The organism is Faecalibacterium prausnitzii (assembly GCF_019967995.1).
GTDB lineage: Bacteria > Bacillota > Clostridia > Oscillospirales > Ruminococcaceae > Faecalibacterium > Faecalibacterium prausnitzii_E.
On the sequence record NZ_CP065377.1, the window covers coordinates 2,503,208 to 2,526,488 of the forward strand.

At 51.1% G+C, this 23,281-nt stretch carries 17 protein-coding genes, 4 tRNA genes and 3 rRNA genes; 11 read left to right on the forward strand and 13 right to left on the reverse strand.

All coding sequences use genetic code 11. The annotated features are described in order from the left end of the window. Positions 1-275 precede the first annotated feature (275 nt). A complete protein-coding gene (locus tag I5P96_RS12135; RefSeq protein ID WP_411703332.1) occupies positions 276-1,088 on the forward strand; it encodes an AraC family transcriptional regulator in 813 nt (270 codons plus the stop codon). 102 nt (positions 1,089-1,190) lie between these two features. On the opposite strand, the gene I5P96_RS12140 is transcribed toward I5P96_RS12135, so the two are convergent. Continuing rightward, on the reverse strand, positions 1,191-1,472 hold the full coding sequence (locus I5P96_RS12140) for a DUF6061 family protein (RefSeq protein ID WP_223382351.1): 282 nt from the start codon (positions 1,470-1,472) through the stop codon (positions 1,191-1,193). Between the two features lie 339 nt (positions 1,473-1,811). On the opposite strand from I5P96_RS12140, the gene I5P96_RS12145 reads away from it, so the two are divergent. Next, complete coding sequence (locus I5P96_RS12145; RefSeq protein WP_223382353.1) at positions 1,812-2,318, forward strand: hypothetical protein; 507 nt, start codon at positions 1,812-1,814, stop codon at positions 2,316-2,318. Here I5P96_RS12145 and I5P96_RS12150 read toward each other — a convergent pair. Then, on the reverse strand, positions 2,315-3,232 hold the full coding sequence (locus I5P96_RS12150) for a helix-turn-helix domain-containing protein (RefSeq protein WP_156071739.1): 918 nt from the start codon (positions 3,230-3,232) through the stop codon (positions 2,315-2,317). The two genes, I5P96_RS12145 and I5P96_RS12150, sit on opposite strands and share 4 nt — an antisense overlap. A 349-nt stretch (positions 3,233-3,581) precedes the next feature. On the opposite strand from I5P96_RS12150, the gene I5P96_RS12155 reads away from it, so the two are divergent. From I5P96_RS12155 to I5P96_RS12170, 4 genes are all read left to right on the forward strand, one after another. Then, the gene (locus tag I5P96_RS12155; RefSeq protein WP_097793640.1) at positions 3,582-4,997 is read left to right on the forward strand and encodes a radical SAM protein; all 1,416 of its coding nucleotides are present in this window, start codon (positions 3,582-3,584) and stop codon (positions 4,995-4,997) included. Next, positions 4,966-6,162 (forward strand): MFS transporter, encoded by a 1,197-nt coding sequence (locus tag I5P96_RS12160; protein ID WP_097778984.1) that lies wholly within the window; start codon positions 4,966-4,968, stop codon positions 6,160-6,162. Before I5P96_RS12155 ends, I5P96_RS12160 begins: the two co-directional genes overlap by 32 nt. A 31-nt stretch (positions 6,163-6,193) precedes the next feature. Next, a complete protein-coding gene (locus I5P96_RS12165) occupies positions 6,194-7,282 on the forward strand; it encodes a radical SAM protein (protein ID WP_118554303.1) in 1,089 nt (362 codons plus the stop codon). Between the two features lie 129 nt (positions 7,283-7,411). After that, a complete protein-coding gene (locus tag I5P96_RS12170) occupies positions 7,412-9,025 on the forward strand; it encodes an ABC transporter ATP-binding protein (RefSeq protein WP_015565741.1) in 1,614 nt (537 codons plus the stop codon). Between the two features lie 291 nt (positions 9,026-9,316). Here I5P96_RS12170 and I5P96_RS12175 read toward each other — a convergent pair whose 3' ends face one another. Further along, positions 9,317-10,132, reverse strand: a complete 816-nt coding sequence (locus I5P96_RS12175; RefSeq protein ID WP_097839210.1) for a helix-turn-helix domain-containing protein — start codon at positions 10,130-10,132, stop codon at positions 9,317-9,319. A 446-nt stretch (positions 10,133-10,578) separates the two neighbouring features. Between I5P96_RS12175 and I5P96_RS12180 the strand changes: the two genes are divergently transcribed. From I5P96_RS12180 to xerC, 5 genes are all read left to right on the forward strand, one after another. Next, positions 10,579-11,181, forward strand: a complete 603-nt coding sequence (locus I5P96_RS12180; protein ID WP_223382355.1) for a CHC2 zinc finger domain-containing protein — start codon at positions 10,579-10,581, stop codon at positions 11,179-11,181. A 73-nt stretch (positions 11,182-11,254) separates the two neighbouring features. Further along, on the forward strand, positions 11,255-12,571 hold the full coding sequence (locus tag I5P96_RS12185; RefSeq protein ID WP_223382357.1) for a phage/plasmid primase, P4 family: 1,317 nt from the start codon (positions 11,255-11,257) through the stop codon (positions 12,569-12,571). 375 nt (positions 12,572-12,946) lie between these two features. Next, complete coding sequence (locus tag I5P96_RS12190; RefSeq protein ID WP_223382359.1) at positions 12,947-14,212, forward strand: plasmid recombination protein; 1,266 nt, start codon at positions 12,947-12,949, stop codon at positions 14,210-14,212. Between the two features lie 42 nt (positions 14,213-14,254). Beyond that, positions 14,255-14,569, forward strand: coding sequence for a helix-turn-helix domain-containing protein (locus I5P96_RS12195; RefSeq protein WP_223382361.1), 315 nt, complete (start codon positions 14,255-14,257; stop codon positions 14,567-14,569). 15 nt (positions 14,570-14,584) lie between these two features. Then, the gene (xerC, locus tag I5P96_RS12200; protein ID WP_223382363.1) at positions 14,585-15,973 is read left to right on the forward strand and encodes a tyrosine recombinase XerC; all 1,389 of its coding nucleotides are present in this window, start codon (positions 14,585-14,587) and stop codon (positions 15,971-15,973) included. A gap of 162 nt (positions 15,974-16,135) precedes the next feature. Here the strand turns inward: xerC and I5P96_RS12205 are convergent. From I5P96_RS12205 to I5P96_RS12250, 10 genes are all read right to left on the reverse strand, one after another. Then, positions 16,136-16,211, reverse strand: a tRNA-Lys gene (locus I5P96_RS12205). A 3-nt stretch (positions 16,212-16,214) separates the two neighbouring features. Further along, positions 16,215-16,289: transfer RNA gene (locus tag I5P96_RS12210), tRNA-Glu, on the reverse strand. 7 nt (positions 16,290-16,296) lie between these two features. Next, positions 16,297-16,413 (reverse strand): 5S ribosomal RNA (rrf, locus tag I5P96_RS12215). A 125-nt stretch (positions 16,414-16,538) separates the two neighbouring features. Then, positions 16,539-19,373: ribosomal RNA gene (locus I5P96_RS12220) — 23S ribosomal RNA — on the reverse strand. Positions 19,374-19,578: 205 nt separating this feature from the next. Next, a tRNA-Ile gene (locus tag I5P96_RS12225) sits at positions 19,579-19,655 on the reverse strand. Positions 19,656-19,658: 3 nt separating this feature from the next. Beyond that, positions 19,659-19,734 (reverse strand) — tRNA-Ala (locus I5P96_RS12230). 125 nt (positions 19,735-19,859) lie between these two features. Then, positions 19,860-21,370 (reverse strand): 16S ribosomal RNA (locus I5P96_RS12235). The 16S, 23S and 5S rRNA genes sit together here with 4 tRNA genes alongside, the layout of an rRNA operon. A 397-nt stretch (positions 21,371-21,767) precedes the next feature. Beyond that, positions 21,768-22,442: a sigma-70 family RNA polymerase sigma factor gene (locus I5P96_RS12240; protein ID WP_223382365.1), complete on the reverse strand. Its 675-nt coding sequence runs from the start codon at positions 22,440-22,442 to the stop codon at positions 21,768-21,770. 21 nt (positions 22,443-22,463) lie between these two features. After that, positions 22,464-22,904, reverse strand: coding sequence for an anti-sigma F factor (gene spoIIAB / locus I5P96_RS12245; protein WP_097791705.1), 441 nt, complete (start codon positions 22,902-22,904; stop codon positions 22,464-22,466). 2 nt (positions 22,905-22,906) lie between these two features. Beyond that, the gene (locus tag I5P96_RS12250; protein ID WP_223382366.1) at positions 22,907-23,233 is read right to left on the reverse strand and encodes an STAS domain-containing protein; all 327 of its coding nucleotides are present in this window, start codon (positions 23,231-23,233) and stop codon (positions 22,907-22,909) included. Between the last annotated feature and the right edge of the window lie 48 nt (positions 23,234-23,281).

Here is a 23,281-nt window from a genome sequence, read left to right on the forward strand (position 1 = left end):
CTTTTGTCAGCTCTTACAAAAGCAGCGAGAAAATTTTATGCATCATCACATTGCACAGTTTCTTTTCTCTTGTTGTGTCATTATTATACTATCTGCCAGCAGTTTCGTAAATGCAAAAATGCGACTTGTTATATCTCAATTTGAAGGAATACTGCGAATTATGTTGAAGTCATAACGCATTTTGGTATATAATAAGAAAAAGCGGACAGGAGGCATCTTGTATGCAAGAATGTACAAAAAGAAACGTATCAACGGAAACAAAATGCAGGTTCCATGTGTTTCAGGATGAGCGATTCGTCGATCTCAACTTATACCAATATGGCTGGGAGCAGACAGAGCCTCTACACTCCTATGGTCCCTATGCCCGCAACCACTATCTGTTCCACTATGTCATCTCCGGCAAAGGGCTTCTGCTTGCAAACGAGCAGGAATACACCATCGAGGGCGGGCATGGTTTTCTGATTGCTCCCGGTCAGGTCACCACCTACCGTGCCGATGAACAGGAGCCGTGGGAATACACATGGATCGAGTTTGACGGTCTGCGTGCCCACGAAGCCCTGAACCTTGCAGGCATCAGCGGACAGAACCCGGTGTACTCGCCTGCGAGCACCAAAGCCGGACAGCTGCTGCAAGAGCAGATGCTCTTTCTGGTAAATCACAGTCAGGACAGCCCCATGCGTCAGATCGGCTACGGCTTTCTGTTTCTAGATCAGCTTGTACAGTCCTCTGCCTCCCATCAGGCACAAAGTCCCCGCCGCCTGCGGGACTTCTATATGAAGGAGGCTCTGTCCTTCATCGAGCAGCATTACAGCGAAGATATTTCCATCGAGGACATCTCCTCCTTCTGCGGACTGAACCGCAGCTATTTCAGCAAGGTGTTCCGGGATACCATGGGCGAAAGCCCGCAGGGGTTCCTGCTGCACTACCGCATGGCACGGGCGGCACAGCTGCTGACCGAAAGCCGCCTGCCCATCAGCACCATCAGCACCATGGTCAGCTATCCCAATCAGCTCCACTTTTCCCGCGCGTTCAAAAATGTATACGGCATCAGCCCACGGGACTATCGTGCAAAGCATCTTGCACTATAAAAATCGGTCTCATTCTCCGCTATACGCCTTTCGTTTTTCCAATATATAAAGACACCCCATTTGTCCGACCGAATACCGTCGGACAAATGGGGTGTTGTTCATTCAGGGGCGCACCCTGTTTTTGTTTTGCCTTTGATCTTCTAACCAATGGCTCCCGGTTACGTTTTTCAAATATTCCTCCGGGTCACCATTCAAAATCAAATCAGCATAGCTCAGCGGGTCATTATAGATGAGATAGTCTAACTCCGACCTCTGCGCCATGGTCACGTCCAGTGCATCCTCGACCCCGGTGCAGTCGATAGAAACCTTTCTGCCATCCCGGAGCAGCAGTTCCACGCAGCCAGTGTCCATGTTGAATTTGCAGGCTCTTTCATCGTACTTCATATTTGTGTCCTTTCCGCCTTACGGCACTCTTACAGTGGTCTGTCGTGCTTTCTTATGATAAGGTCTAGGACGTTTTTCGATGGAAGCAATAGATTCATTCTGTTTTCCGAAAAACACAAAAAATCCGAACCCTTCTCCTATTGGAAAAAAGTTCGGATTTTGTTGTTGTGGTGCACCTCCAGGGACTCGAACCCTGGGCCCACTGATTAAGAGAGCAAGCCGCCGGTTCGTCTCAATTTATGGAAGTTTCGAGTCATCGTTATTTTTAATCAAAGCAATGTGATTTTTTACCCGGTAATTTCTGCACCCTTTGTCCGATTTTGCAACGATTTGCACCCTTTGCACGTTTTGAAACCGTGCAAAAACCGTGCAGAAACCGTGCACTTACTCCCAGACAAACTAAAATCCACTTCATCCGACAACGACTTGACGGCATTGGTTTGGGTGGCCATTCTCTTATTTTTAGTACTTGCTGCATCACAAGCCGATTGGAAAGCATCTGACCTCATTCTCAGTATAACCCGTCGTTTTGTGTTAGAAAAAAGCAACACAGCACGATATGGTCTGTATGGCCTTGTAGTGGTATCCTTTTGCCAACAAGAAAACAACATAAAACGAAAGGAAAAACAAATGATGAAACGTATCTTTACCCTGATTACCTCTATTGTTCTGGCCACCAGTCTACTGGCTGTCCCCTGCTTTGCCGCTGAGCCTGAAGACTTGCCAGCACCGCAGCCTGGTGTGACCGAAACGGAACAGCCTGACGGTTCTGATCAGCCTGAGAATCCGGACAGACCTTCTATCCAGCCATGTGATGCTATGCCGGGCGTTGGAGACATGGGTTAACTCATAAAATCGATGTTCAAGTATTCTTTCGCTTCTTTTTTGACAACCTCTAACCCGATTTGATATCCAATGACTTTGCAGAGATAATACGATTGGTAGTACAATTCTTTGCTGATTTCGTCATCGCCCATAAAATGTCGGCATTCCGCTTCAATTTCCAGACATCGGGGCAATACTTGGTAATGTCCATATTGAATACAGGCTTCTCGTCCTTCTTTAGCGAGTGCAGCTCCTTCCTCATAGCGACCGCACAAATCCAGTACCCGAGCATAATTATAAAGGACCAAAGGCAACACCCCAATAGATGTTATGGTTTCCTTAAAATGCTTACGCACATACTTAAGCAGCTGATAGTAGATTTCAGCTGCTTTTTTATTTTGGCCAGCATCAGAGTAAGCAAGCCCAATCTGATTGATAATTGTGATTTCATCTCTTGTATAAAGGAAACTTTCTATACTCTCTAGGTCAAAGCGGGGCACAGTCAGCTGAATTGCCTGCATTAGCAGATCGATTTGTTCCAGCGGCGTGTAGCGTCCATCTAAGCGTCCCAGAAGTACCCTTGAACGCAGGGCAAATTGCTGCGCAATTTGATCATCCGGATCTGCCAGCTTTTCAAATTGTGCAAGCTTCTCAAAGCCCTCCGGCACCTTTTCGGTCACATTGCAGGCAACAATTTCTTTCTGAAGAGCTTCCATCTCCAGTTCATTTTTACTCAGCAGAGCAAAATAGCGGTCATCCGGCAGGCCCAGACGCTGCAAAAGGGCATTGATCCGGTTGCGGCTGGGGGTCTGTTTCCCATTTTCCAGCCGGGAAAGAGTCATAGGCTCACAGATTCCATAGCAGAGCTGCTCCTGGGTCAAACCCAGATCCAGCCGCCGCTGCTTGACGTACTCGCCAAGAAAGACATTCTTCATCCCTAAACCCTCCTATAGAAGTAATATCTCTATTATTATAAAGGATGGCACAGCGGATTTCCAGTGAACGGTTCAACTTTTACTGAAAACTTATCGTTTTGTGTTATTTTCAAGTAACTCGGCACGATATGTTCAGAAGTGCGTCGTGCTGCTACAATATAGTCACAGCGATGAACCAAACATCCAGAGCTGAAAAAAGAAATGAGAAACAGAAAATGTATACCGTAACTTTTTCCAATGAAGAGCTGGAAGAGATGAAGGCAAACGACGCGGTTGTTATCGTTAGCTGCGATGATGACAACGGGCACCGCCTCTACTGATCAGTGACGGTTTCCCAAGGAGCAAATGTTTGCTTCTTGGGATTTTTCTGTATAATGGAACCATGTTTTATGAATTGAAAAACGGAACGCTTGTGGAAACCAAAGACGCACAGGGGAATTTTGATCTGACACAGGTCCTTGGAAATAAATATTTAGAAGATGTTGATTCCGAAAAATGTGTTATTGTTGATACGTACAGCAATAGATGTTTCCTCATCTCAAAAGATCTCCTCCACCATGGTGTGAGCGAAGAAGTATACCACAAAATGCTGGATAGCGATGAAACCGACTCAAACAAGTCAAGCGAAGAAGTCACTTTCATCTTAACAATTACGTATAAATGCAACATGCACTGTACTTACTGCTATCAGCAAAACGATAAAACCTTGGAAAAGAAACTTATCAGTGATGAAACTCTGGATAAAATTTTAAGTATCATTGCACAGTATATGGAAGCAAATCCGAACAAGACCGTTCGACTGGGTTTATTTGGTGGCGAACCCTTGCTGATCGAGAATGAGAAAGTAATTGATAAAATTCTCCAATTTTGCAAAGAGCACAAAACCACTGTTCATATCACCACAAACGGAAGTTTCCTTTCGTATTATTTGAAGAAATTTATCATCAATCGTCGCTTCATCAGCGGTATTTATCCCACAATCGACAGTATGGCGTTAAATTATATGACGCGATACGATCTTGATCCGAGCCGGAACAATACAAATGAAACTTTCAAACTCCTGTGCTGTATTAAGACACTTCTGCATTACGGCATCCATGTGGACTTAGGAACCAATATCGATAGGCACAATCATAAAGAAATCTGGAATACACTGGATGACTTGAAGAAGTTACAGCTTTTGCAGGATAAAAACTTTGCGTGGACTATTGGTCGAGTAGATGATCGTTTGTATGAAACAAATTTCCCTGACATCATGATGGAAAGTGAGATTCTCGCTGAGCTTCAAAGCAAGCCTCTCCCGGACAATGTTCACGCGGCATTTTTAAAGACCTGCTATAACTTTGCCGACAAAATGGGCCTAAAGTTGAATTTGCGGGAGCATAAACAAACACATAGTTATTGTTGGAGCACTTCGTCATCCAGTAATGTTTTTTATGTTGATATGAATCTGAAAACATATCGTTGTACTTGCACAGTTGGTAGATCTAGGTACAGCCTTTTTGATTTTTCCTATGAAAATTTAACAAATTATCGGCCCGTCGCTGTAACCTGCAATTCTTATGCGGAGTGTAAGGATTGTAAAATCGGTGGCTTCTGCGGTGGCGGATGTCAGCTGTCCCACCAAATCGATTTCAAAAAGTGCTGTACATATGAAGAAGAAGTTTTTTCTCACTTCATGAAAACACTGTTTATTCCTTATATTAAATCCAAATATAACGAGGTGAATCAAAATGAACGCAAAGCTGAAAACAGATGCACTTGACCTTACCTCTCTGCTCAATGGGCTGGTGTTTTTCTCCCCAGTCTCTCTACTGGTACGAACCACTGCAGGAATCTCTCTCAGCCAATTCTTCATTTTGCAAGCAATTATGGCTACTATGGTCCTCCTCACAGAGATTCCTCTCGGAAAGCTGACCGATCGCATTGGCTATAAATCCACGTTGGTACTATACCAGATCGCGCTGCTCATTTCGAGAACCTGCCTCTTGCTGGCTCATGTAAGCTGCAATTATAGTCTGTTTATTTTACAGGCTATCCTCGAAGGCACAGCGGCTTCCTTTTCTTCTGGGACGCAGAGCGGCTATATTTATATTATGTTTTCAAAGGAACATTACGCTGAAAAATCTGCACATGTCGCCAATTATGGAACTGTCGGATTTTTTGCCAGTACCCTAGCTTATGCGGTCCTGTACACGCTGATTGGCATCAAGGGTCTGCTTCTGGCAACGATTGCCGCAAACCTTGTTGCTGTCTTTACCTCTTTAAAAATCCCCAAGGAAACAGTGCAGCCCAGAAGTGAAACGCGCCAAAAGAAAAACATTCCCTATCCGCAGTTGTTTCAGCAGAAAAAGATATGGATGCTTCTAATGATTTTGGCAGCTTTGAACATTGGCCGCATTCTGATCAATTTCTTCTATGCGGAGAAGCTGCAGTTGTGCGGGATCAATGAAACCTGGCTCGCCGCAATTATTATGGGTTATTCTGCAATTCAGTTGCTGTCCGAACGGATTCTCGCCCGTACCAAGCCTGAACACTATAATCAAATGATGGCACTGTTTTTCATTCTGAGTGGAATAGCCCTTGGTGTGTTGGGCTTGGTCAATGTGCCGGTTTGGACTATCCTATTTATGCTGATCCTTCCGCTTTTTTTGGATATTCCATCCTATCTGCTGGGAGAAGTCCAAAACAGCATTGTAGATGCTGCCGGCAGGGAAGACAATCGCGCCGAGCTGCTTTCCGTCTTCAACATGGGCGTCAATGTTACTGAAATTTTTTATCTGTTTGGCTCATCACTACTGGTGAGCGCCGGGTCAACGGCTTGTTTTGTCATCCTCGGTGCTTTTATGACCGTAGTTGGAATTGGCATCTGTCTTTCTGTGAAGAGCGCATGGTTGCTTTCACTTCAAGAAAAAAAGAACGGCAACTAATTTTAGTCTACAATATCAAGAGGGCTTATATATGATGTCTGGATACATCTCCGATTGCCTAGGAGAAAATTTCAGTTGTATTCAACCCAAGCCAATATTACCTCAAAAATTCAATTGGGATGTCTTCATGGCCACACTGATTCCTACTGAAGGGTGTAATTTTCAGTGTTCATACTGCCACAAAAACCACCCGGCAGCCAGTATGACTCGTGACACACTGGACCGAATTGAGGAGTATATAACTGCACAAGCGCCGCGCTATAAACAGGTCATACTTGCATGGTTTGGAGGTGAACCTACTCTTTGCAAAGACACTGTGCTGGAAGTGTCCAACATTGTGCAAAATCTGCAGAAACAGTATGGCTTTCACTATGCTGCCAATATGACCACCAATGGTTATCTGCTGAATGACAAGCTATTTCGGCAGTTCTATCAGGCAGGGATCACCAGCTATCAAATTACAATTGATGGTTGGAATCACGACAAGACTCGGCCCCATGTATCCGGCAAAGGAACCCTGCAGACCATCATTAACAATCTGGCCTCTCTTTCCAAGTTGCCGCCGGCAGAGTATTCCTTTCATATCACGCTGCGCCACAATATTCTGGCCGACGATGAGGACTACAGTTGGTATGATTATCTGTACCGTCTGTTTGGGCATGACAAACGCTTCGCCGTACTTGTTCGTGCTGTTGGTGACTGGGGTGGTGAAGGCGTCCACAGTCTATCCATCCTTCATCAGGATACAAAAGATGTGTTGGTAGCAAAACATGTTGCATATCTGGATAAGATCGGGATGTCGTGTCATAACCACAGAAACGGAGCCCTTGCACAGGTGTGCTACGCTTCCTATCCACATAGCATGGTATTCCGGGCCAATGGAAAAATTGGCAAATGCACTGTGGCGCTTGACCACCCGCAAAACCAGTTAGGTTGGGTTGATCCCGAAAAAGGTATTGTGATCGACCCGGAGGTTAACTGCCGGTGGAGCTTTTCTGATCTGAAGCCCGAGTGTCGTAGCTGCCGGAATGTTTTGCGCTGCATGAATATGCAGTGCAAAAAGTCTGAAATTATTGATGGAAAGACAGTTTGCCTCTATAGAAAATCAGAATGTGTGTAATCAGTTAACTAACGCAAAACGATATGTTTATTCCTCATCCTGTGTGCTACAATTTGAATCAGAAAGAGCAAAGCACACAATCCACTGTTCATAGAGACAGATGGAACGATCACCGAAGAGGTGGAAATCATGAAGTATTATCTCAAAAAGTGCTGGCCCACTGTTACAGCGGCCTCCATCTGTATGGTTGTTGCCTATGGTTTGCAGGTCTGCACCAGTCTGGTACAGATTCAGATCACCCAGGGACTGCTGGACGGTGATCTGCGGGCTTTCACCATTCGGATCATTCTTCTTCTGCTGACCTGGCTGGCCGTGGTCCTTTGCCTGATTGCAGAGACCTTCTTCCAGGGCCGGGCCGTGCGCCGGATGAACAACGCTCTGCGCCGGGATATGGCAGCGGGCCTGTTGCACAAGACCCATCAGGAGTATCATAAGCAGGAGAGCGGCGAGTACCTCTCCCAGTTTACCAACGACGTGAACCAGATTGAGCAGATGGCCTGGACTCCGTTTTTCACCATCATGGGTTCTGCGGCACAGGTGGTGTTCGGCATCGTTGCACTGGCATCCATTCATTGGCTGCTTCTGGTGATTTCTCTGGTCATCGCATTGGTTATGATCTTCGTTCCTCGTCTGTTCAGCAAACGGTTGGGAACCGTTGGCACAGCCTGTGCCGCCAGCCAGGCTGACAGCGTCAGTAAAATCAAGGATCTGCTGGCAGGTTACGATGTGCTTCGCTTCTTTGGCAAGGATGAACGGTTTACCAGCGGAGTCGATGCAGCCAGCGACAGCATGGAGCAGGCCAAGTACAAACTGACCATCAACAAGGACGGCATCGGCTGTGGTCTGGCCTATGTCAGCGCCGTCTGCCAAGTGGCCGTTGTCATCCTGCTGGGTGTCCTGATCCTCAATGATATGATTCCTCTGGCCACCTTTATGGGCACCGGTACCATCTGCGCCGGCGTGTATAATGGACTGAACCAGGTGTCCAAACTTGCAGTGTCCTTCTCGGCCAGCAAGCCCTATTTCGATAAGATTACCATCCATGCCGGCGAGGCGCAGCTTCCTGATTTCGGTCTGCCTACCCTGCAGGAAGGCATTACGGTCAAGGATGTCTCTTTCGGCTACGATGAAAAGAAGCCGATCCTGGTCCACATGAACGCGGAATTCAAGAAAGGCGGCAAATACGCCCTCACCGGTCCCTCCGGCTGCGGCAAGAGCACCCTGCTGAAGATTCTTCTGGGCTGGCTGCCCGGCTACCAGGGCAAGGTCCTTTATGACGAGAGAGACGTGCGGGATTACACGCCCGAGCAGCTCCAGCAGAAAATGAGCTACATCGAACAGAATGTGTTCCTGTTCAATACCACCATCCGTGAGAACATTACCCTGGGTGAGCACTTTACCGACGAGCAGATGGAAAAGGCACTGCGTGACAGCGCCCTGGCAGGCGACCTTGCCAATATGCCCAAGGGTCTGGATACGCCGGTGGGCGAGGAAGGCAACGCCCTCTCGGGCGGCCAGAAGCAGCGCGTGGCCATCGCCCGTGCTCTGATCCATAACCGCAGCATCCTGCTGGTGGATGAGGGCACCAGCGCCCTGGACCAGAAGAACGCCGACATCGTGGAGAAGAGCCTGCTGTCCAACCCTGACCTGACCCTGATCCTGATTAGCCATCACCTGAGCGACGAACGTAAAGCCCAGTTCGATCATGTGTACGAGTTGACGCCCGCATCTTCTATTGTCTGAAACCGGGAAGCAACGCAATAGCCGGAAGAATCCAAAGAAACCGTGCCGGGGTTTCGTGGCACACGACTTTGTTTGCAAAGTCTAGTGTGTTACACCTTGGTTCCGGCTGATGCGGAAAAGGGACTGCGAGCAGCTCCGGCAAGCACCTATTCTGCGGCAGAAGGATGCGCGGATGGGGATGGCAGCTAATGGTTTCTGCCCACCCAGCGCAGGCTTGCAGAGGAACCAATGGTGTACATTCTCCCGTCCTGCCGTAGCAGCGTTTTTCCCTATAAGCCGCAAGGTAAATAATCAGCGTCTGTATTTGCCCCGCATCCCGGCCTTTGTGCGGTGCTTTAACATAGAGGATTTATTGAACACTCGCAGCAAGGTCATCTGTTCTTCTTTCGTCAGCTTGGAATAGTCGATGCCGATCTGTCCCATCAGGACATTCATCTTCTTTTCCAACGGAGAACCTTCAAACTTCTGTGCATTTTCAAGCTGCTTCCTCGCTTGCTCGACCGCTGCGCCGTCCGACGTGGTCTTATCGGTCCCATGTGCCGCTTTGATCTGCTTCAGGATCGCCGCCAGCTCATCATAGAGGATCTGCCCGAAATATTCGTCCTCGTTGATCTGCGCCGCCTTCAGCGTCCGCATGGTCAGGTCCTCTGCATCGGCATGGTATCGCTTTTCCAGTTCCTGCCGGGTGGCTTCCACCATGGCATTCATATCCCGGATGCGGTCACTGACCAGACCGTCCACACAGATCTCAAGGTCGGTCATCCACCGGGAAAAATCGGGATGTTCCAAAAGTTCACACAGCAGCCGATGATTGAAATTCCCATTCCTTAATACGTCCACTGCGCCATCGCTCAGATGCAAGTCCGAAAGGACTGCATCTGGGCGTTTTTTGTTTTCCGTCACGCCCAACAGGTAGTCCGTGGTCACGCCATAGAACTCAGCCAGCGTTGTCACCGCATAAATGCTGAGGTCGGTCACATCGTCACTCTCGTATTTCGACAATGCCGATTTGGACAGACCCGTCTGCTCTGCCAGCGTTTCCAGCTTCAGACTCCGCTCCACACGCAGGTCTTTGAGCCGTTCTCCCAGTGTCAGCTTGATGTTCATGGTCGCACCTCCGATGTTTTTTGCACAGTATACCACTTCCGGCGGTTCCTGTCCATAAGCGTGGAATTTTGCAGTTTCTGCACCTGTTTTCCGACATTATGGATATACGGCACAGCAGCCATGGAGGTGCTATCCTATAGACAGAAGGAAAACATATCACTCCCCAGCAGCGAACATATTAAGGGCTTCCCGTAAAAGCCCTCCCGAATCATATAACCGAACCTTGACAACAGAATGACCGTCCGAACTGCCCAGACCGCCAAGACCTCCCATCGGGGGAGCGAGCGCCCTGCATAGGGCCGACACAGAGTCCAAAAAGATTTCCTGTCGGGAGGCAGCAAGGGAGACCGGCTTCACCGAAGTTCCCATTTGGGGGACCCCGGTGACTTTGAACGTGGCAGGGATCAAAACGATCCGTGCCAAAACCTTTGACCAAAGGAGAAATTTTGAGTTTATATCAAAAGATCAAGTCCGCCATCACCGTTCGGCAGGTGGGAGAGATGTACGGCATGGAGCCCGACCGCCATGGCATGGTGTGCTGTCCGTTCCATTCTGACAGCGACCCCAGCATGAAGCTGAACGACACCTATTATTACTGTTTTGGCTGTGGGGCCAACGGAGATGCCATCGACCTCACCGCCAAACTGTTCGACCTGAACCCCCGGCAAGCCGCCGAGAAGCTGATACACGACTTCGGGCTTGACCCGGACAAGCCGCCCGCCAATGCCATCGCCCTGCTGCCGCCCAAGCGTGGCCTGACAGATGAGCAGTGGGCAGACATCGCCTACTGCCTGCGGGTACTGACCGATTATCTTGACCTGCTGCATGACTGGCGAGAGCGTTATAAGCCTGCCACCCCGGAGGAGCCGCATGACCCACGGTTTGAAGAAGCCCTCCACGCGACCGAGACCATCGAGCACTTGACGGACTGCGTTGCATTCGGAACGCCCCAGCAGAAGGCCGATGCCGCTGCACGGCTGCTGTCCGGGTCATTCCTGCTGATGCTGGAGGAGCGCACCGACCGCCTTTCTCTGGCAAAGTGCGCCTGATAATTTATTCACCTGAAGTGGTGGGTCTCACGGTGAGACCCACCACTTCACTTTTCTAAAGGAGAACCACCCTATGAAGAAAAACATTTCCCGCAACCCCTTATGGCCGGACTGGTACAACGGAAAGAAGATCGATGAAGTCCAGTTTGGCCGTACCTTTCTGGAACAGTGGCCGCTGAAATGCGTCAACGGTACGCTGTACACGCTGGACGGTCCGGTGGAGGACGAGAGCGAGATCAAGCAGCGCATCTTGGAGAACATCGAGGAATATGTCACCTCCGGCCTGTCCAAAAAGGTCACCAACATTCTGGAGACTATCAAGCTGCTGGCTTTTTCCGACCCGTTCCCCATCGAACAGGACTGCATCCACCTCCAGAACGGCGTGTACCATCTGCCGGACGGCTCTTTTCAGGAGAGCCGCCTGTTCTGCCAGAACCGCCTGCCTGTGAGATATGACCCCAAAGCCGCCAGCCCTGACCGCTGGCTGACCTTTCTGCACGAGCTGCTGGACGATGCCGACATCCCCACCTTGCAGGAATATCTGGGCTACTGCCTTATTCCCAGCACCAAAGGGCAGAAGATGATGCTCATTGTCGGCAAGGGCGGCGAGGGCAAGTCCCGCATCGGGCTGGTGCTCAAGCGACTCATGGGAGATGCCGCCAGCAATGGCAGCGTCCAGAAAGTCGAGAACAACCGTTTTGCCCGCGCCGATCTGGAACGCCGCCTGCTGATGATTGACGATGACATGGACATGAACGCCCTGCCCAAGACGAATTATATTAAGACCATCGTGACCGCCGAGGCCAAGCTGGACTTGGAGCGCAAAGGTGTCCAGAGCTACCAGCGGGACATCTACGCCCGGTTCCTCTGCTTCGGCAACGGTGCGCTGACCTCGCTGTACGACCATTCGGACGGTTTCTTTCGCCGCCAGCTCATCCTGACCACCAAGGACAAGCCCACCGACCGCACGGATGACCCCTTCCTTGTGGAGAAGATGTGCGCCGAGTTGGAAGGCATCCTGCTGTGGTGTCTGGAAGGGCTGCACCGGCTGGTGCAGAACGATTTCCGCTTCACGGTCAGCGAACGAGCCGCTGCCAACGTGGACACCATCAAGCGCAGCAGCAACAATGTCATCGACTTCATGGAGTCCGAGGGCTACTTCCGTTTCAAGGCGGACTACTCCATCAGTTCCAAGGAGTTCTACGACATTTATAAGCAGTGGTGCGAGGACAACGCCTGCCACAGCGTATCGGCGATCCGTTTCAGCGCCGAACTGCGCCAGAACGACCGCCGCTACAACCTTGAAGCCACCAACAACATCTATCTGCCCGGTGGCCGCAGAGTGCGGGGCTTTGTGGGCATCGAACCGCTTGTCCACCCCTGCCCGTAAAAAGTGCATTTTTCACAGAAGAAGTTCGTACAACCTGTACGGTCTGTACTTGTACGCATCTGTACGGCGAATTAAAGCGTTTTAAAACGTGTTATCGTTTATATTTCGCATTTCCGTACGTCGTACGAACCGTACAGGTTATTTGAAGTCCGTACGCAATTTTTTCAGATGCGTACGGAGCAATCAAGTTCGCATTGTGCGAACTTGATTGTAGCTCTCCCGCAGGAGGCGTTCCCCCTCGGAGAGTCCTCGAAGAGCCCACTACACTTTGCAGCCCATAGGGATGAAAGTGTTATAGTGGGTTATTACACTTCCGAAGAAGTGCATCTTCGTTCCCCGTCACCTTTCGATGAACCTTGAAAGGAGGGATGCCCTTTGGCAAGAAACGATGGCGTTGACCGCACCAGTGTCCGGAATCTCGCCGTTTCGGACAAGGCCGTTGGCAACACCCAGCAGCACAATGAGCGTGAAAAGGACAGCTATCGGAACCCCGACATTATCCCCCAGCGCACTGCATGGAACGTCCACTTCAAAAAGCCAACTGCCAGCTACACCGACCTATTCGCCCAACTGGAAGCCGCCGGAACCATCTCCACGCGCGGCTTGAAGCCGGATGCTATCCACTACTGTGAACTTGTCTTTGATGTCAACTCTGCCTACTTTGACAATCACGGCGGCTATGAGTTCGCCAAGCAGTTCTATGAGGATGCCTACAAAGCAGCCGTTCAAATCGTGGGCGGTGAGCAGTATATTCTCTCGGCTGTCATGCACGCCGATGAAATCAACCGCGCCATGACCGAAGCATTAGGCCGGGAGGTCTACCACTACCATCTTCATGTGGTCTATGTGCCTGTGGTGGAAAAGCAGATCCTGTGGTCGAAACGCTGCAAGGACAAGGCTCTGGTCGGCAAAGTCAAGGAGACCGTCATGCAGGTCAGCCGGAGCAAGAAGTGGGCATCCAAGCCCCTGCTGGACGATGCCGGAAAGCCTGCGCTGCAAAAGAACGGCAAGCCAGTCCTGAAGAAGTCGTACAGTGTCCTGCAAGACGATTTCTTCAACTATATGCGCAACGCCGGGTACACGGATGTAGAGCGCGGTGAACGCGGCAGCACTGAAGAACACCTGACCGTCACCCAGTTCAAAGTCCAGCGGGAGCAGGAACGGCTGGACACCCTGACCACCCAAACCGACCAGCAGGCACAATCGCTTGCTAAAACCAGTCAGACCCTCTCCCAAAAGGAGAAAGAACTTGCCTTCATTCAGAAAAAGACCACGCTCACGAAAGAAGCCCTCATTCATGCGCGTGATCTGGATTATATCGGCAAGCGCACCTTTCTCGGCAACTACTCGCTGACCGAAGAAGAATTCTCCAAGCTGAAAAAACAGGCCGACCACGGCTATATGATGGATGTGGAGAACCGCCGCTTGAAAGAAGAACTTTCCACCGCCAAGAAGGAAGCTGCTCATTGGGGTCAAAAGTATCATGAACTCTGGTATGAAGTGAAGCCCTATCTGGACGCGCTCCACCGTGCGCCTGAACTGGTGCGCAGCTTTTTGGAAAAGATTCTTGCCCCCAAGCAGGAGCGCACCATGAATGTGCCACAGCGAAACCGCAAGCGTGGGCAGGATGTAGAACTTTAAGCTGAATTTTTAGATGATATGACAATATAAGGAGCAATGCTTATGGATTTTGACCGTAATTCTATGACCGTCCCTGTGCAATCTTCCGATTATACGAATAAGTTCTTGCAAAAGGACTCGAATCTCACTACAATGGAGGTGGTCACTCAAACCAATGCCGTCAAGTCTCCGACTGACAGCCCAGCAACCACGAAGCTGGTGTACACGGTGGAAGAGATCGCACGAATGCTGGCCATCAGCCTGCGCTCTGCCTACAACCTGTGCAACAGCACCACCGAGTTCCGTGTCCTGCGGGCAGGCGGAAGCATCCGCATCCCGAAAGACAGCTTCGATGCGTGGCTCCACCGGGCAGCTTGATAAGGAGGCAAATCTATGGCATATATCACGAAACGCGGCAGTTCTTACAGTGTCCGCTACACCTATCAGGACGAGCACGGCAAGAGCTGCGACAAATGGGAGAGCTTTCCCACCAAAGAGGAGGCAACGAACCGAAAGAAGCAGATCGAACATGAACTGGCCGCTGGCACATTCCTGATTCCGTCCTCGGTGACGGTGGCAGAGTTCCTCATGGACTGGCTGCCCAAGCAATGCAGCAAACACAAGTGGGCACCCAAGACCTACGAATCCAATCTATCTACCATCCAGAACCTGATTATCCCCTATATCGGCAGCATGGAGATGCAGAAGCTCAAGCCCTACCACATGGAGAACCTCTACACGACCCTGAGCAAAACGCCCTGCGGTTCGTATATCGAGGGAAAGAAGCAGGAGCTCACCGAAAAGCAAAAGCAGCGGTTCCTTTCCGGCACCACAATCCATGAGGTGCATCGGCTACTGGGTACTGCGTTCCAGTATGCCGTGGAATGGGGCATCCTTGTCAAAAGCCCTGTTCCCGTGGACAGTCCCAAGAAGTCCACACAGGAGCGCACCATCTGGACGGTAGAGGAGATGCGAACGGCACTGGACAGCATGGAGGATCCCATCCTGCATCTGGCGGTGCACCTCACGCTGGTGGGCGCACTGCGAGAGGGCGAGATCGTGGGTCTGACCCCAGAGGATATCGACTTTGATGCTGCGGATGGCATCGGAACGTTCCGTATCAACAAGTCCATGCAGCGGGTGCGAAAAGAAGCCCTGAAACAAGTAGACGATGGCTGCATCATCAAGGTATTCCCGGACAAGCTGGAACGCAGCACCACTTCCCTCATCCTGAAAAGTACCAAAACGGCATCTTCCTGCCGCACCATCTTCATGACCTCCGCACTGAAAGAGGAATTGAAGAAGTGGCTGAATCAACTGGCAGCAGACGAGAGGAAGGACCCGACACGCTACCACGACAGCGGAATGCTGTTCCGTCTGCCCAACGGCCTGGCGGTGGAGCCTGTGCTCATCCGCAAGAAGTTCCTGAAATGGCAGGACGCACACCCGGAGTTCCCACGTATCGTATTCCACGGTCTGCGTCATTCCAGTGCGACCTATCAGCTGATGATCTCCGGCGGCGATGTGAAGGCGGTGCAGGGAACTACTGGACACGCAACGGCAGATATGCTGGTGAACACCTACGCCCATATCCAGCAGTCCTCCCGTGTGGAGCTGGGCAAGAAGTTTGAAAGCGGCTTCTATGCCAAGCCCGACACCCCCAGCCCACAGGCTGTACCCGCCGCAGGCGAACCAACCATCTCTATGACTGCTCTGCTGGAACTTCTGAAGAACGCCGACCCAGAGGTAAAGGCGCAGCTCCGTCTGGCACTGCTGACCTGATGCAAAATTTACCACGCATTTCAAAGCAATTCCAGCCTATGCAGAGGATTCCCACGAAAAAGCCGACCGTGCAAAAACCGTGCATTGACCGTGCAGACCCCGAATTTTCGGGGTTACACAACAAAAAAGAACGCCAAATCTTACAATTTGACGTTCAATATCTGGTGCACCTCCAGGGACTCGAACCCTGGGCCCACTGATTAAGAGTCAGTTGCTCTACCAACTGAGCTAGAGGTGCATATGGTGACCCGTACCGGAATCGAACCGATGTTAAAGGCGTGAGAGGCCTCTGTCTTAACCGCTTGACCAACGGGCCATACAAAAGTCGGCGACTACCTATTTTCACAAGCCGTTTCCAGCTAACTATCTTGGGCACGAGTGAGCTTAACTACTGTGTTCGGAATGGGAACAGGTGGGACCTCACCGTCATCGTCACCGACCATATGACTGAATCAGTATAACATACTTGTTTTACTGTGTCCAGTGTTTTTTGAAGGACGTGCCTTCAAAACTGAATAATCACTGCTAACATTTTTTCGTTGACTCTTTGAGTCTCAAGCGAATTGTGGTCAAGCCCTCGATCTATTAGTACACACTTGCTGAATGGATCACTCCACTTACACATCGTGCCTATCAACCTTGTAGTCTTCAAGGGATCTTACCTGATCAAATCAGTGGGATATCTTATCTTTGGGTCGGCTTCACGCTTAGATGCTTTCAGCGTTTATCCGATCCGTACGTAGTTGCCCAGCTATGCTCCTGGCGGAACAACTGGTGCGCCAGAGGTACGTCCGTCCCGGTCCTCTCGTACTAGGGACAGCTCCCATCAAATATCCTGCGCCCACGACAGATAGGGACCGAACTGTCTCACGACGTTCTGAACCCAGCTCGCGTACCGCTTTAATTGGCGAACAGCCAAACCCTTGGGACCGAATACAGCCCCAGGATGCGATGAGCCGACATCGAGGTGCCAAACCTCCCCGTCGATGTGGACTCTTGGGGGAGATCAGCCTGTTATCCCCAGGGTAACTTTTATCCGTTGAGCGATGGCATTTCCACTCACATACCACCGGATCACTAACTCCAACTTTCGTTACTGCTCGACCCGTCAGTCTCGCAGTTAGGCTCGCTTCTGCGTTTGCACTCTTTTGCTTGATTTCCGTTCAAGCTGAGCGAACCTTTGAACGCCTCCGTTACTCTTTAGGAGGCGACCGCCCCAGTCAAACTGCCCACCTAACAATGTCCCCCGACTCGATTCAGAGCCGCAGGTTAGAATTCCAATATCGCAAGGATGGTATCCCAACGTCCTCTCCATGACCGCCAAAGCGATCACTTCCCAGAGTCCCATCTATCCTGTGCATGCAACATCGAAACCCAATATTAGGCTACAGTAAAGCTCCATGGGGTCTTTCCGTCTTGTCGCGGGTAACCGGCATCTTCACCGGTACTACAATTTCGCCGGGCGGGCTGTTGAGACAGTGCCCAAATCATTACGCCTTTCATGCGGGTCAGAACTTACCTGACAAGGAATTTCGCTACCTTAGGACCGTTATAGTTACGGCCGCCGTTCACTGGGGCTTCGATTCAATGCTTGCACATCTCCTCTTAACCTTCCAGCACCGGGCAGGCGTCAGCTCGTATACGTCATCTTTCGATTTAGCACAAACCTGTGTTTTTGGTAAACAGTTGCTTGGGCCGATTCTCTGCGGCTCCATCTCTGGAGCACCCCTTCTCCCGAAGTTACGGGGTCAATTTGCCGAGTTCCTTAACAACCCTTCTCCCGTTGGCCTTAGAATCTTCTTCCTACCTACCTGTGTCGGTTTGCGGTACGGGCACCTCAGAAATCCACACAGCTTTTCTCGCCATCTTCCATCCCAGACTTCGGTACTATTTTCCCTCGATCTCTACCGGAACCAACACCCGGCTCTGAGACTTCTTATGTGTCCCTGTGCTTAACTCTTTTGGTGGTGACGGAATCTCTACCGTCTGTGCATCGGCTACGCCTTCCGGCCTCACCTTAGCTCCCGACTAACTTGGAGCGGACGAACCTTCCTCCAAAAACCTGAGGCTTTCGGCCATGCAGATTCTCACTGCATTCGCGCTACTCATTCCGGCATTCTCACTTCTATACACTCCACAGCCGCTTGCGCTACTGTTTCGCCGCGTATACAACGCTCCCCTACCCAACGTATTACTACATTGCCTAAGCTTCGGTGCCAGGTTTAGCCCCGTTAAATTCTCCGCGCAAAGACGCTCGACCAGTGAGCTATTACGCACTCTTTGAATGAGTGGCTGCTTCTGAGCCAACATCCTGGTTGTCTGCGTATCTTCACATCGTTTTCCACTTAACCTGACTTTGGGACCTTAGCTGTAGATCTGGGCTGTTTCCCTTTTGACAATGACATTTATCTGACACTGTCTGACTCCCAGGCATCAATATTCTGGCATTCTGAGTTTGATAAGCTTCGCTAACCTCTCGGCCGCTAGGCTATTCAGTGCTTTACCTCCAGATATCTAACCTGAGGCTAGTCCTAAAACTATTTCGGGGAGAACCAGCTATCTCCGGGTTCGATTGGAATTTCTCCGCTACCCACAGTTCATCCGCCGCCTTTTCAACGGAGGTCGGTTCGGTCCTCCATGGAATTTTACTTCCACTTCAACCTGACCATGGGTAGGTCACCCGGTTTCGGGCCCATTGTATGCAACTTAACGCCCTTTTCAAACTCGCTTTCGCTTCGGCTCCAGTCCTGAAGACCTTAACCTTGCTGCATACAATCGCTCGCCGGACCGTTCTACAAAAAGTACCCTATCACACTTTGACGTGCTCTAGGTGCTTGTAGGCACAGGGTTTCAGGTTCTATTTCACTCCCCTCCCGGGGTGCTTTTCACCTTTCCTTCACAGTACTATACGCTATCGGTCACTGGGTAGTATTTAGGGTTGGAGGGTGGTCCCCCCGTATTCCGACCAGGTTTCACGTGTCTGGCCGTACTCTGGAACTTGCTCAGCTCTTGTCGTTTTCACCTACGTGGTTCTCACACTCTCTGACCGGCCTTCCCATGCCGTTCGGTTAACAACTCAAGTCTTAAATGCAGTCCGTACCCCGGAAGTCTTTCGACTCCCGGTTTGCCCTCTTCCGCGTTCGCTCGCCACTACTTACGGAATCTCGTTTGATGTCTCTTCCTCGCCCTACTTAGATGTTTCAGTTCAGGCGGTTCCCTCGATCTACCTATTTTGAAGTTCAGTAGATCGTACCTGAGTATGAACCCAGGTGAGTTTCCTCATTCAGAAATCTCCGGATCAATGCTTATTTGCAGCTCCCCGAAGCTTATCGCAGCTTATCACGTCTTTCATCGGCTCCCAGTGCCAAGGCATTCGCCCTGCGCCCTTGTTCGCTTGACCTTTCAAACGTTCTTTCAAGAACATTTGGTATCCTCTTGATTCTCTCTTGCCAACGAAGATTATGTTACCCTTCCTTTTGAAATTGTAATATTTCTTAAAAAGAACTTACTATAATCTTTGTTTCGCAGTTATTATTCAGTTTTCAAGGTACGTCTTGGTGATGTCCCTCAAAGCCCAGTTTCCTGAAACTTCGATTTTCATCACATGGTGGGCCAAAATGGACTCGAACCATCGACCTCACGATTATCAGTCGTGTGCTCTAGCCAGCTGAGCTATTGGCCCATGTGGTGGAGATTAAGGGAATCGAACCCTTGACCCCCTGCTTGCAAAGCAGGTGCTCTCCCAGCTGAGCTAAACCCCCACATAAGGTTTTGAGTAACCCCTTTTCAGGGCCCTCAAAATCGAACAATATCTACTCTACTTGTCTCTGTCACCTGTTCCAGGAAGAAACCATCTTCGATGCTTTCTTCCTGCCTGACTCCTTAGAAAGGAGGTGATCCAGCCGCAGGTTCTCCTACGGCTACCTTGTTACGACTTCACCCCAATCACCAGTTTTACCTTCGGCGGCGTCCTCCTTGCGGTTAGACTACCGACTTCGGGTCCCCCCGGCTCTCATGGTGTGACGGGCGGTGTGTACAAGGCCCGGGAACGTATTCACCGTGGCATGCTGATCCACGATTACTAGCAATTCCGACTTCGTGCAGGCGAGTTGCAGCCTGCAGTCCGAACTGGGACGTTGTTTCTGAGTTTTGCTCCACCTCGCGGTCTTGCTTCTCTTTGTTTAACGCCATTGTAGTACGTGTGTAGCCCAAGTCATAAAGGGCATGATGATTTGACGTCATCCCCACCTTCCTCCGTTTTGTCAACGGCAGTCTGGCCAGAGTCCTCTTGCGTAGTAACTGACCATAAGGGTTGCGCTCGTTGCGGGACTTAACCCAACATCTCACGACACGAGCTGACGACAACCATGCACCACCTGTCTCTGCGTCCCGAAGGAAAGACATATTTCTATGTCCGTCGCAGGATGTCAAGACTTGGTAAGGTTCTTCGCGTTGCGTCGAATTAAACCACATACTCCACTGCTTGTGCGGGCCCCCGTCAATTCCTTTGAGTTTCAACCTTGCGGTCGTACTCCCCAGGTGGATTACTTATTGTGTTAACTGCGGCACTGAAGGGGTCAATCCTCCAACACCTAGTAATCATCGTTTACGGTGTGGACTACCAGGGTATCTAATCCTGTTTGCTACCCACACTTTCGAGCCTCAGCGTCAGTTGGTGCCCAGTAGGCCGCCTTCGCCACTGGTGTTCCTCCCGATATCTACGCATTCCACCGCTACACCGGGAATTCCGCCTACCTCTGCACTACTCAAGAAAAACAGTTTTGAAAGCAGTTCATGGGTTGAGCCCATGGATTTCACTTCCAACTTGTCTTCCCGCCTGCGCTCCCTTTACACCCAGTAATTCCGGACAACGCTTGTGACCTACGTTTTACCGCGGCTGCTGGCACGTAGTTAGCCGTCACTTCCTTGTTGAGTACCGTCATTATCTTCCTCAACAACAGGAGTTTACAATCCGAAGACCTTCTTCCTCCACGCGGCGTCGCTGCATCAGGGTTTCCCCCATTGTGCAATATTCCCCACTGCTGCCTCCCGTAGGAGTCTGGGCCGTGTCTCAGTCCCAATGTGGCCGTTCAACCTCTCAGTCCGGCTACCGATCGTCGCCTTGGTGGGCCGTTACCTCACCAACTAGCTAATCGGACGCGAGGCCATCTCAAAGCGGATTGCTCCTTTTCCCTCTGGTCGATGCCGACCTGTGGGCTTATGCGGTATTAGCAGTCGTTTCCAACTGTTGTCCCCCTCTTTGAGGCAGGTTCCTCACGCGTTACTCACCCGTTCGCCACTCGCTCAGAGAAGCAAGCTCCTCTTTGCTCGTTCGACTTGCATGTGTTAGGCGCGCCGCCAGCGTTCGTCCTGAGCCAGGATCAAACTCTTTATAAATGATATTTATCACTTAAAAAGTGTTAAATCTTTTTCGCTCAGCACGCAATCGCTTGCGTCCTGTGTGAATTACTTTGTTTGGAATTGTTTACCGTGTTTTTCCAACACGAAAATAGGTTCCGTTACAAGTTTTTCGATATTGTTCAATTTTCAAGGTCCTGTCTCTCAACCTCAGCGGCTGACAGCTTAAATATTTTACCAGATTTGGTTTTGAATGTCAAGCACTTTTTTCAGAAGTTTTTGAATTTCTTGGAAGAACTCGTGAAACTTCGTACTTTTTCATCCGTTTTTGTTGAGATTTGTCTGTCAGACGTCCGCCTGACAGTAATGTATTTTAGCACATCCCCGGACAAAAAGCAAGCCCTTTTTTCAATTTTTTCAAGAAAATCCAATTTTCTTACTCCTCCAGCAATTTTGCCCGCATCAGCTTGAGGAGCTTGCGCTCCCGCCGGGAGATCTGCACCTGGGTGGTGTGCAGGATCTTTGCCGTTTCGCTCTGGGTGCGGTTCGCATAAAAGCGCAGTCGGATGAGGCGCTGATCTTCCTCCGGAAGCGTCCCCAGGACCTCTGCCAGCCCGATTTTATCCGCCAGCGCCTCTTCGGGCGATTCTACCGGGATGTCGATTTGGCGGTCCGGCTCGTCCCGATTCTCCGGCGTCAGGCTCATGATGGGCTGCGCTGCCTGAACAGCCAGTGTGATGTTCTCCACGCTCTCCCCCAGCTCTTCCGCCAGCTGCGAAAGCGTCGGCTCGGTGCCGCAGAGCTTCCGGTGATGCTCCCGCGCTGCGTTGATCCGCAGATTCAGTTCTTTCAGCGACCGGCTCACCTTGACCGTGCCCCCATCCCGGAACAGCTTTTTGATCTCGCCGAGGATGACCGGCACCGCGTAGGTGGAAAAGCAGACGCCGCGCTCCGGGTCAAAGGCATCGCAGGCTTTGACGAGCCCCATGCAGCCTGCACTGTAGAGATCGTCGTATTCGATGCCGCGCCCCCGGAAGCGTCCGGCGCAGGAATGCACCAGCCCCAGGTTCTGTTCGATAAACTCACTGCGCCGGGTCTTGTCCGTTACCATCGTATCCCCTCGTTTTCTTTTTTATGTAGAGGGCTTTTCCTCCAGTCGCTTGGTCAGGGTAACGCGGGTGCCGTGCCCCGGCGTGGAGCTGACCCGTACCTTATCCATAAAGCTCTGCATGACCGCGAAGCCAAGGCCGGACCGCTCTTCGGGGTTTCCAGTGGTGAACAGCGGCTCCATCGCCTTGGGGATATCCGGAATGCCGACGCCCCTGTCTGCCACCGTGATCTTCACCAGCCTCCCCGGATAGACCGCCAGCGTCATCACGATCGGGCCGACCCGGTCCGGGTAGGCGTGAACGATGCAGTTGGTGACCGCCTCGGACACGGCCGTCTTCAGGTCTGCCAGCTGGGGCACGGTAGGGTCGTACCGGGCCAGAAAGGCCGCCGCTGCGCCGCGGGCATAGGCCTCGTTGACGCTGAGAGAGTCAAATTGAATTTTTGTGGTGTTTTCCGCTTTCATCCTCATTCCTCCTGTTCTTCCCGGCCGGGCTCGTCCGCGCACGAAATGCCCGCAAGCCGCAGCACACGGCGCAGCTGTTCCGGGGCGTGCTGGATGCGCAGGGTCCCGCCGAGGCTCCGCGCACAGCGCTGCCGCCCCAGAATGAGCCCCACGCCGGACGAATCCATAAAGCCCACCCCGCCCAGATCCAGCACCAGCGTGTGGGGTGTGCGGGTGAGCAGCGCATCGTCCAATTGGATGCGAAGGTCCTGCGCGGCATCGTGGTCGATCTCGCCCGCCAGATAGGCATAGAGCAGATCGTCCGCCGCGCTGAAGGTCACAGTCGCCATGTTATCAACTCCTTGATGGCATAAAAAAGAGCCTGTACACAGCTTCAG

Excerpts from the sequence above, each read along its gene's own strand:
- I5P96_RS12140 (WP_223382351.1), bottom strand. The coding sequence starts at position 1,472 with ATGAAGTACGATGAAAGAGCCTGCAAATTCAACATGGACACTGGCTGC.
- I5P96_RS12150 (WP_156071739.1), bottom strand. The coding sequence starts at position 3,232 with ATGAAGAATGTCTTTCTTGGCGAGTACGTCAAGCAGCGGCGGCTGGAT.
- I5P96_RS12160 (WP_097778984.1), top strand. The coding sequence starts at position 4,966 with ATGAACGCAAAGCTGAAAACAGATGCACTTGACCTTACCTCTCTGCTC.
- I5P96_RS12165 (WP_118554303.1), top strand. The coding sequence starts at position 6,194 with ATGATGTCTGGATACATCTCCGATTGCCTAGGAGAAAATTTCAGTTGT.
- I5P96_RS12170 (WP_015565741.1), top strand. The coding sequence starts at position 7,412 with ATGAAGTATTATCTCAAAAAGTGCTGGCCCACTGTTACAGCGGCCTCC.
- I5P96_RS12175 (WP_097839210.1), bottom strand. The coding sequence starts at position 10,132 with ATGAACATCAAGCTGACACTGGGAGAACGGCTCAAAGACCTGCGTGTG.
- I5P96_RS12185 (WP_223382357.1), top strand. The coding sequence starts at position 11,255 with ATGAAGAAAAACATTTCCCGCAACCCCTTATGGCCGGACTGGTACAAC.
- I5P96_RS12195 (WP_223382361.1), top strand. The coding sequence starts at position 14,255 with ATGGATTTTGACCGTAATTCTATGACCGTCCCTGTGCAATCTTCCGAT.
- xerC (WP_223382363.1), top strand. The coding sequence starts at position 14,585 with ATGGCATATATCACGAAACGCGGCAGTTCTTACAGTGTCCGCTACACC.
- I5P96_RS12240 (WP_223382365.1), bottom strand. The coding sequence starts at position 22,442 with ATGGTAACGGACAAGACCCGGCGCAGTGAGTTTATCGAACAGAACCTG.
- spoIIAB (WP_097791705.1), bottom strand. The coding sequence starts at position 22,904 with ATGAAAGCGGAAAACACCACAAAAATTCAATTTGACTCTCTCAGCGTC.
- I5P96_RS12250 (WP_223382366.1), bottom strand. The coding sequence starts at position 23,233 with ATGGCGACTGTGACCTTCAGCGCGGCGGACGATCTGCTCTATGCCTAT.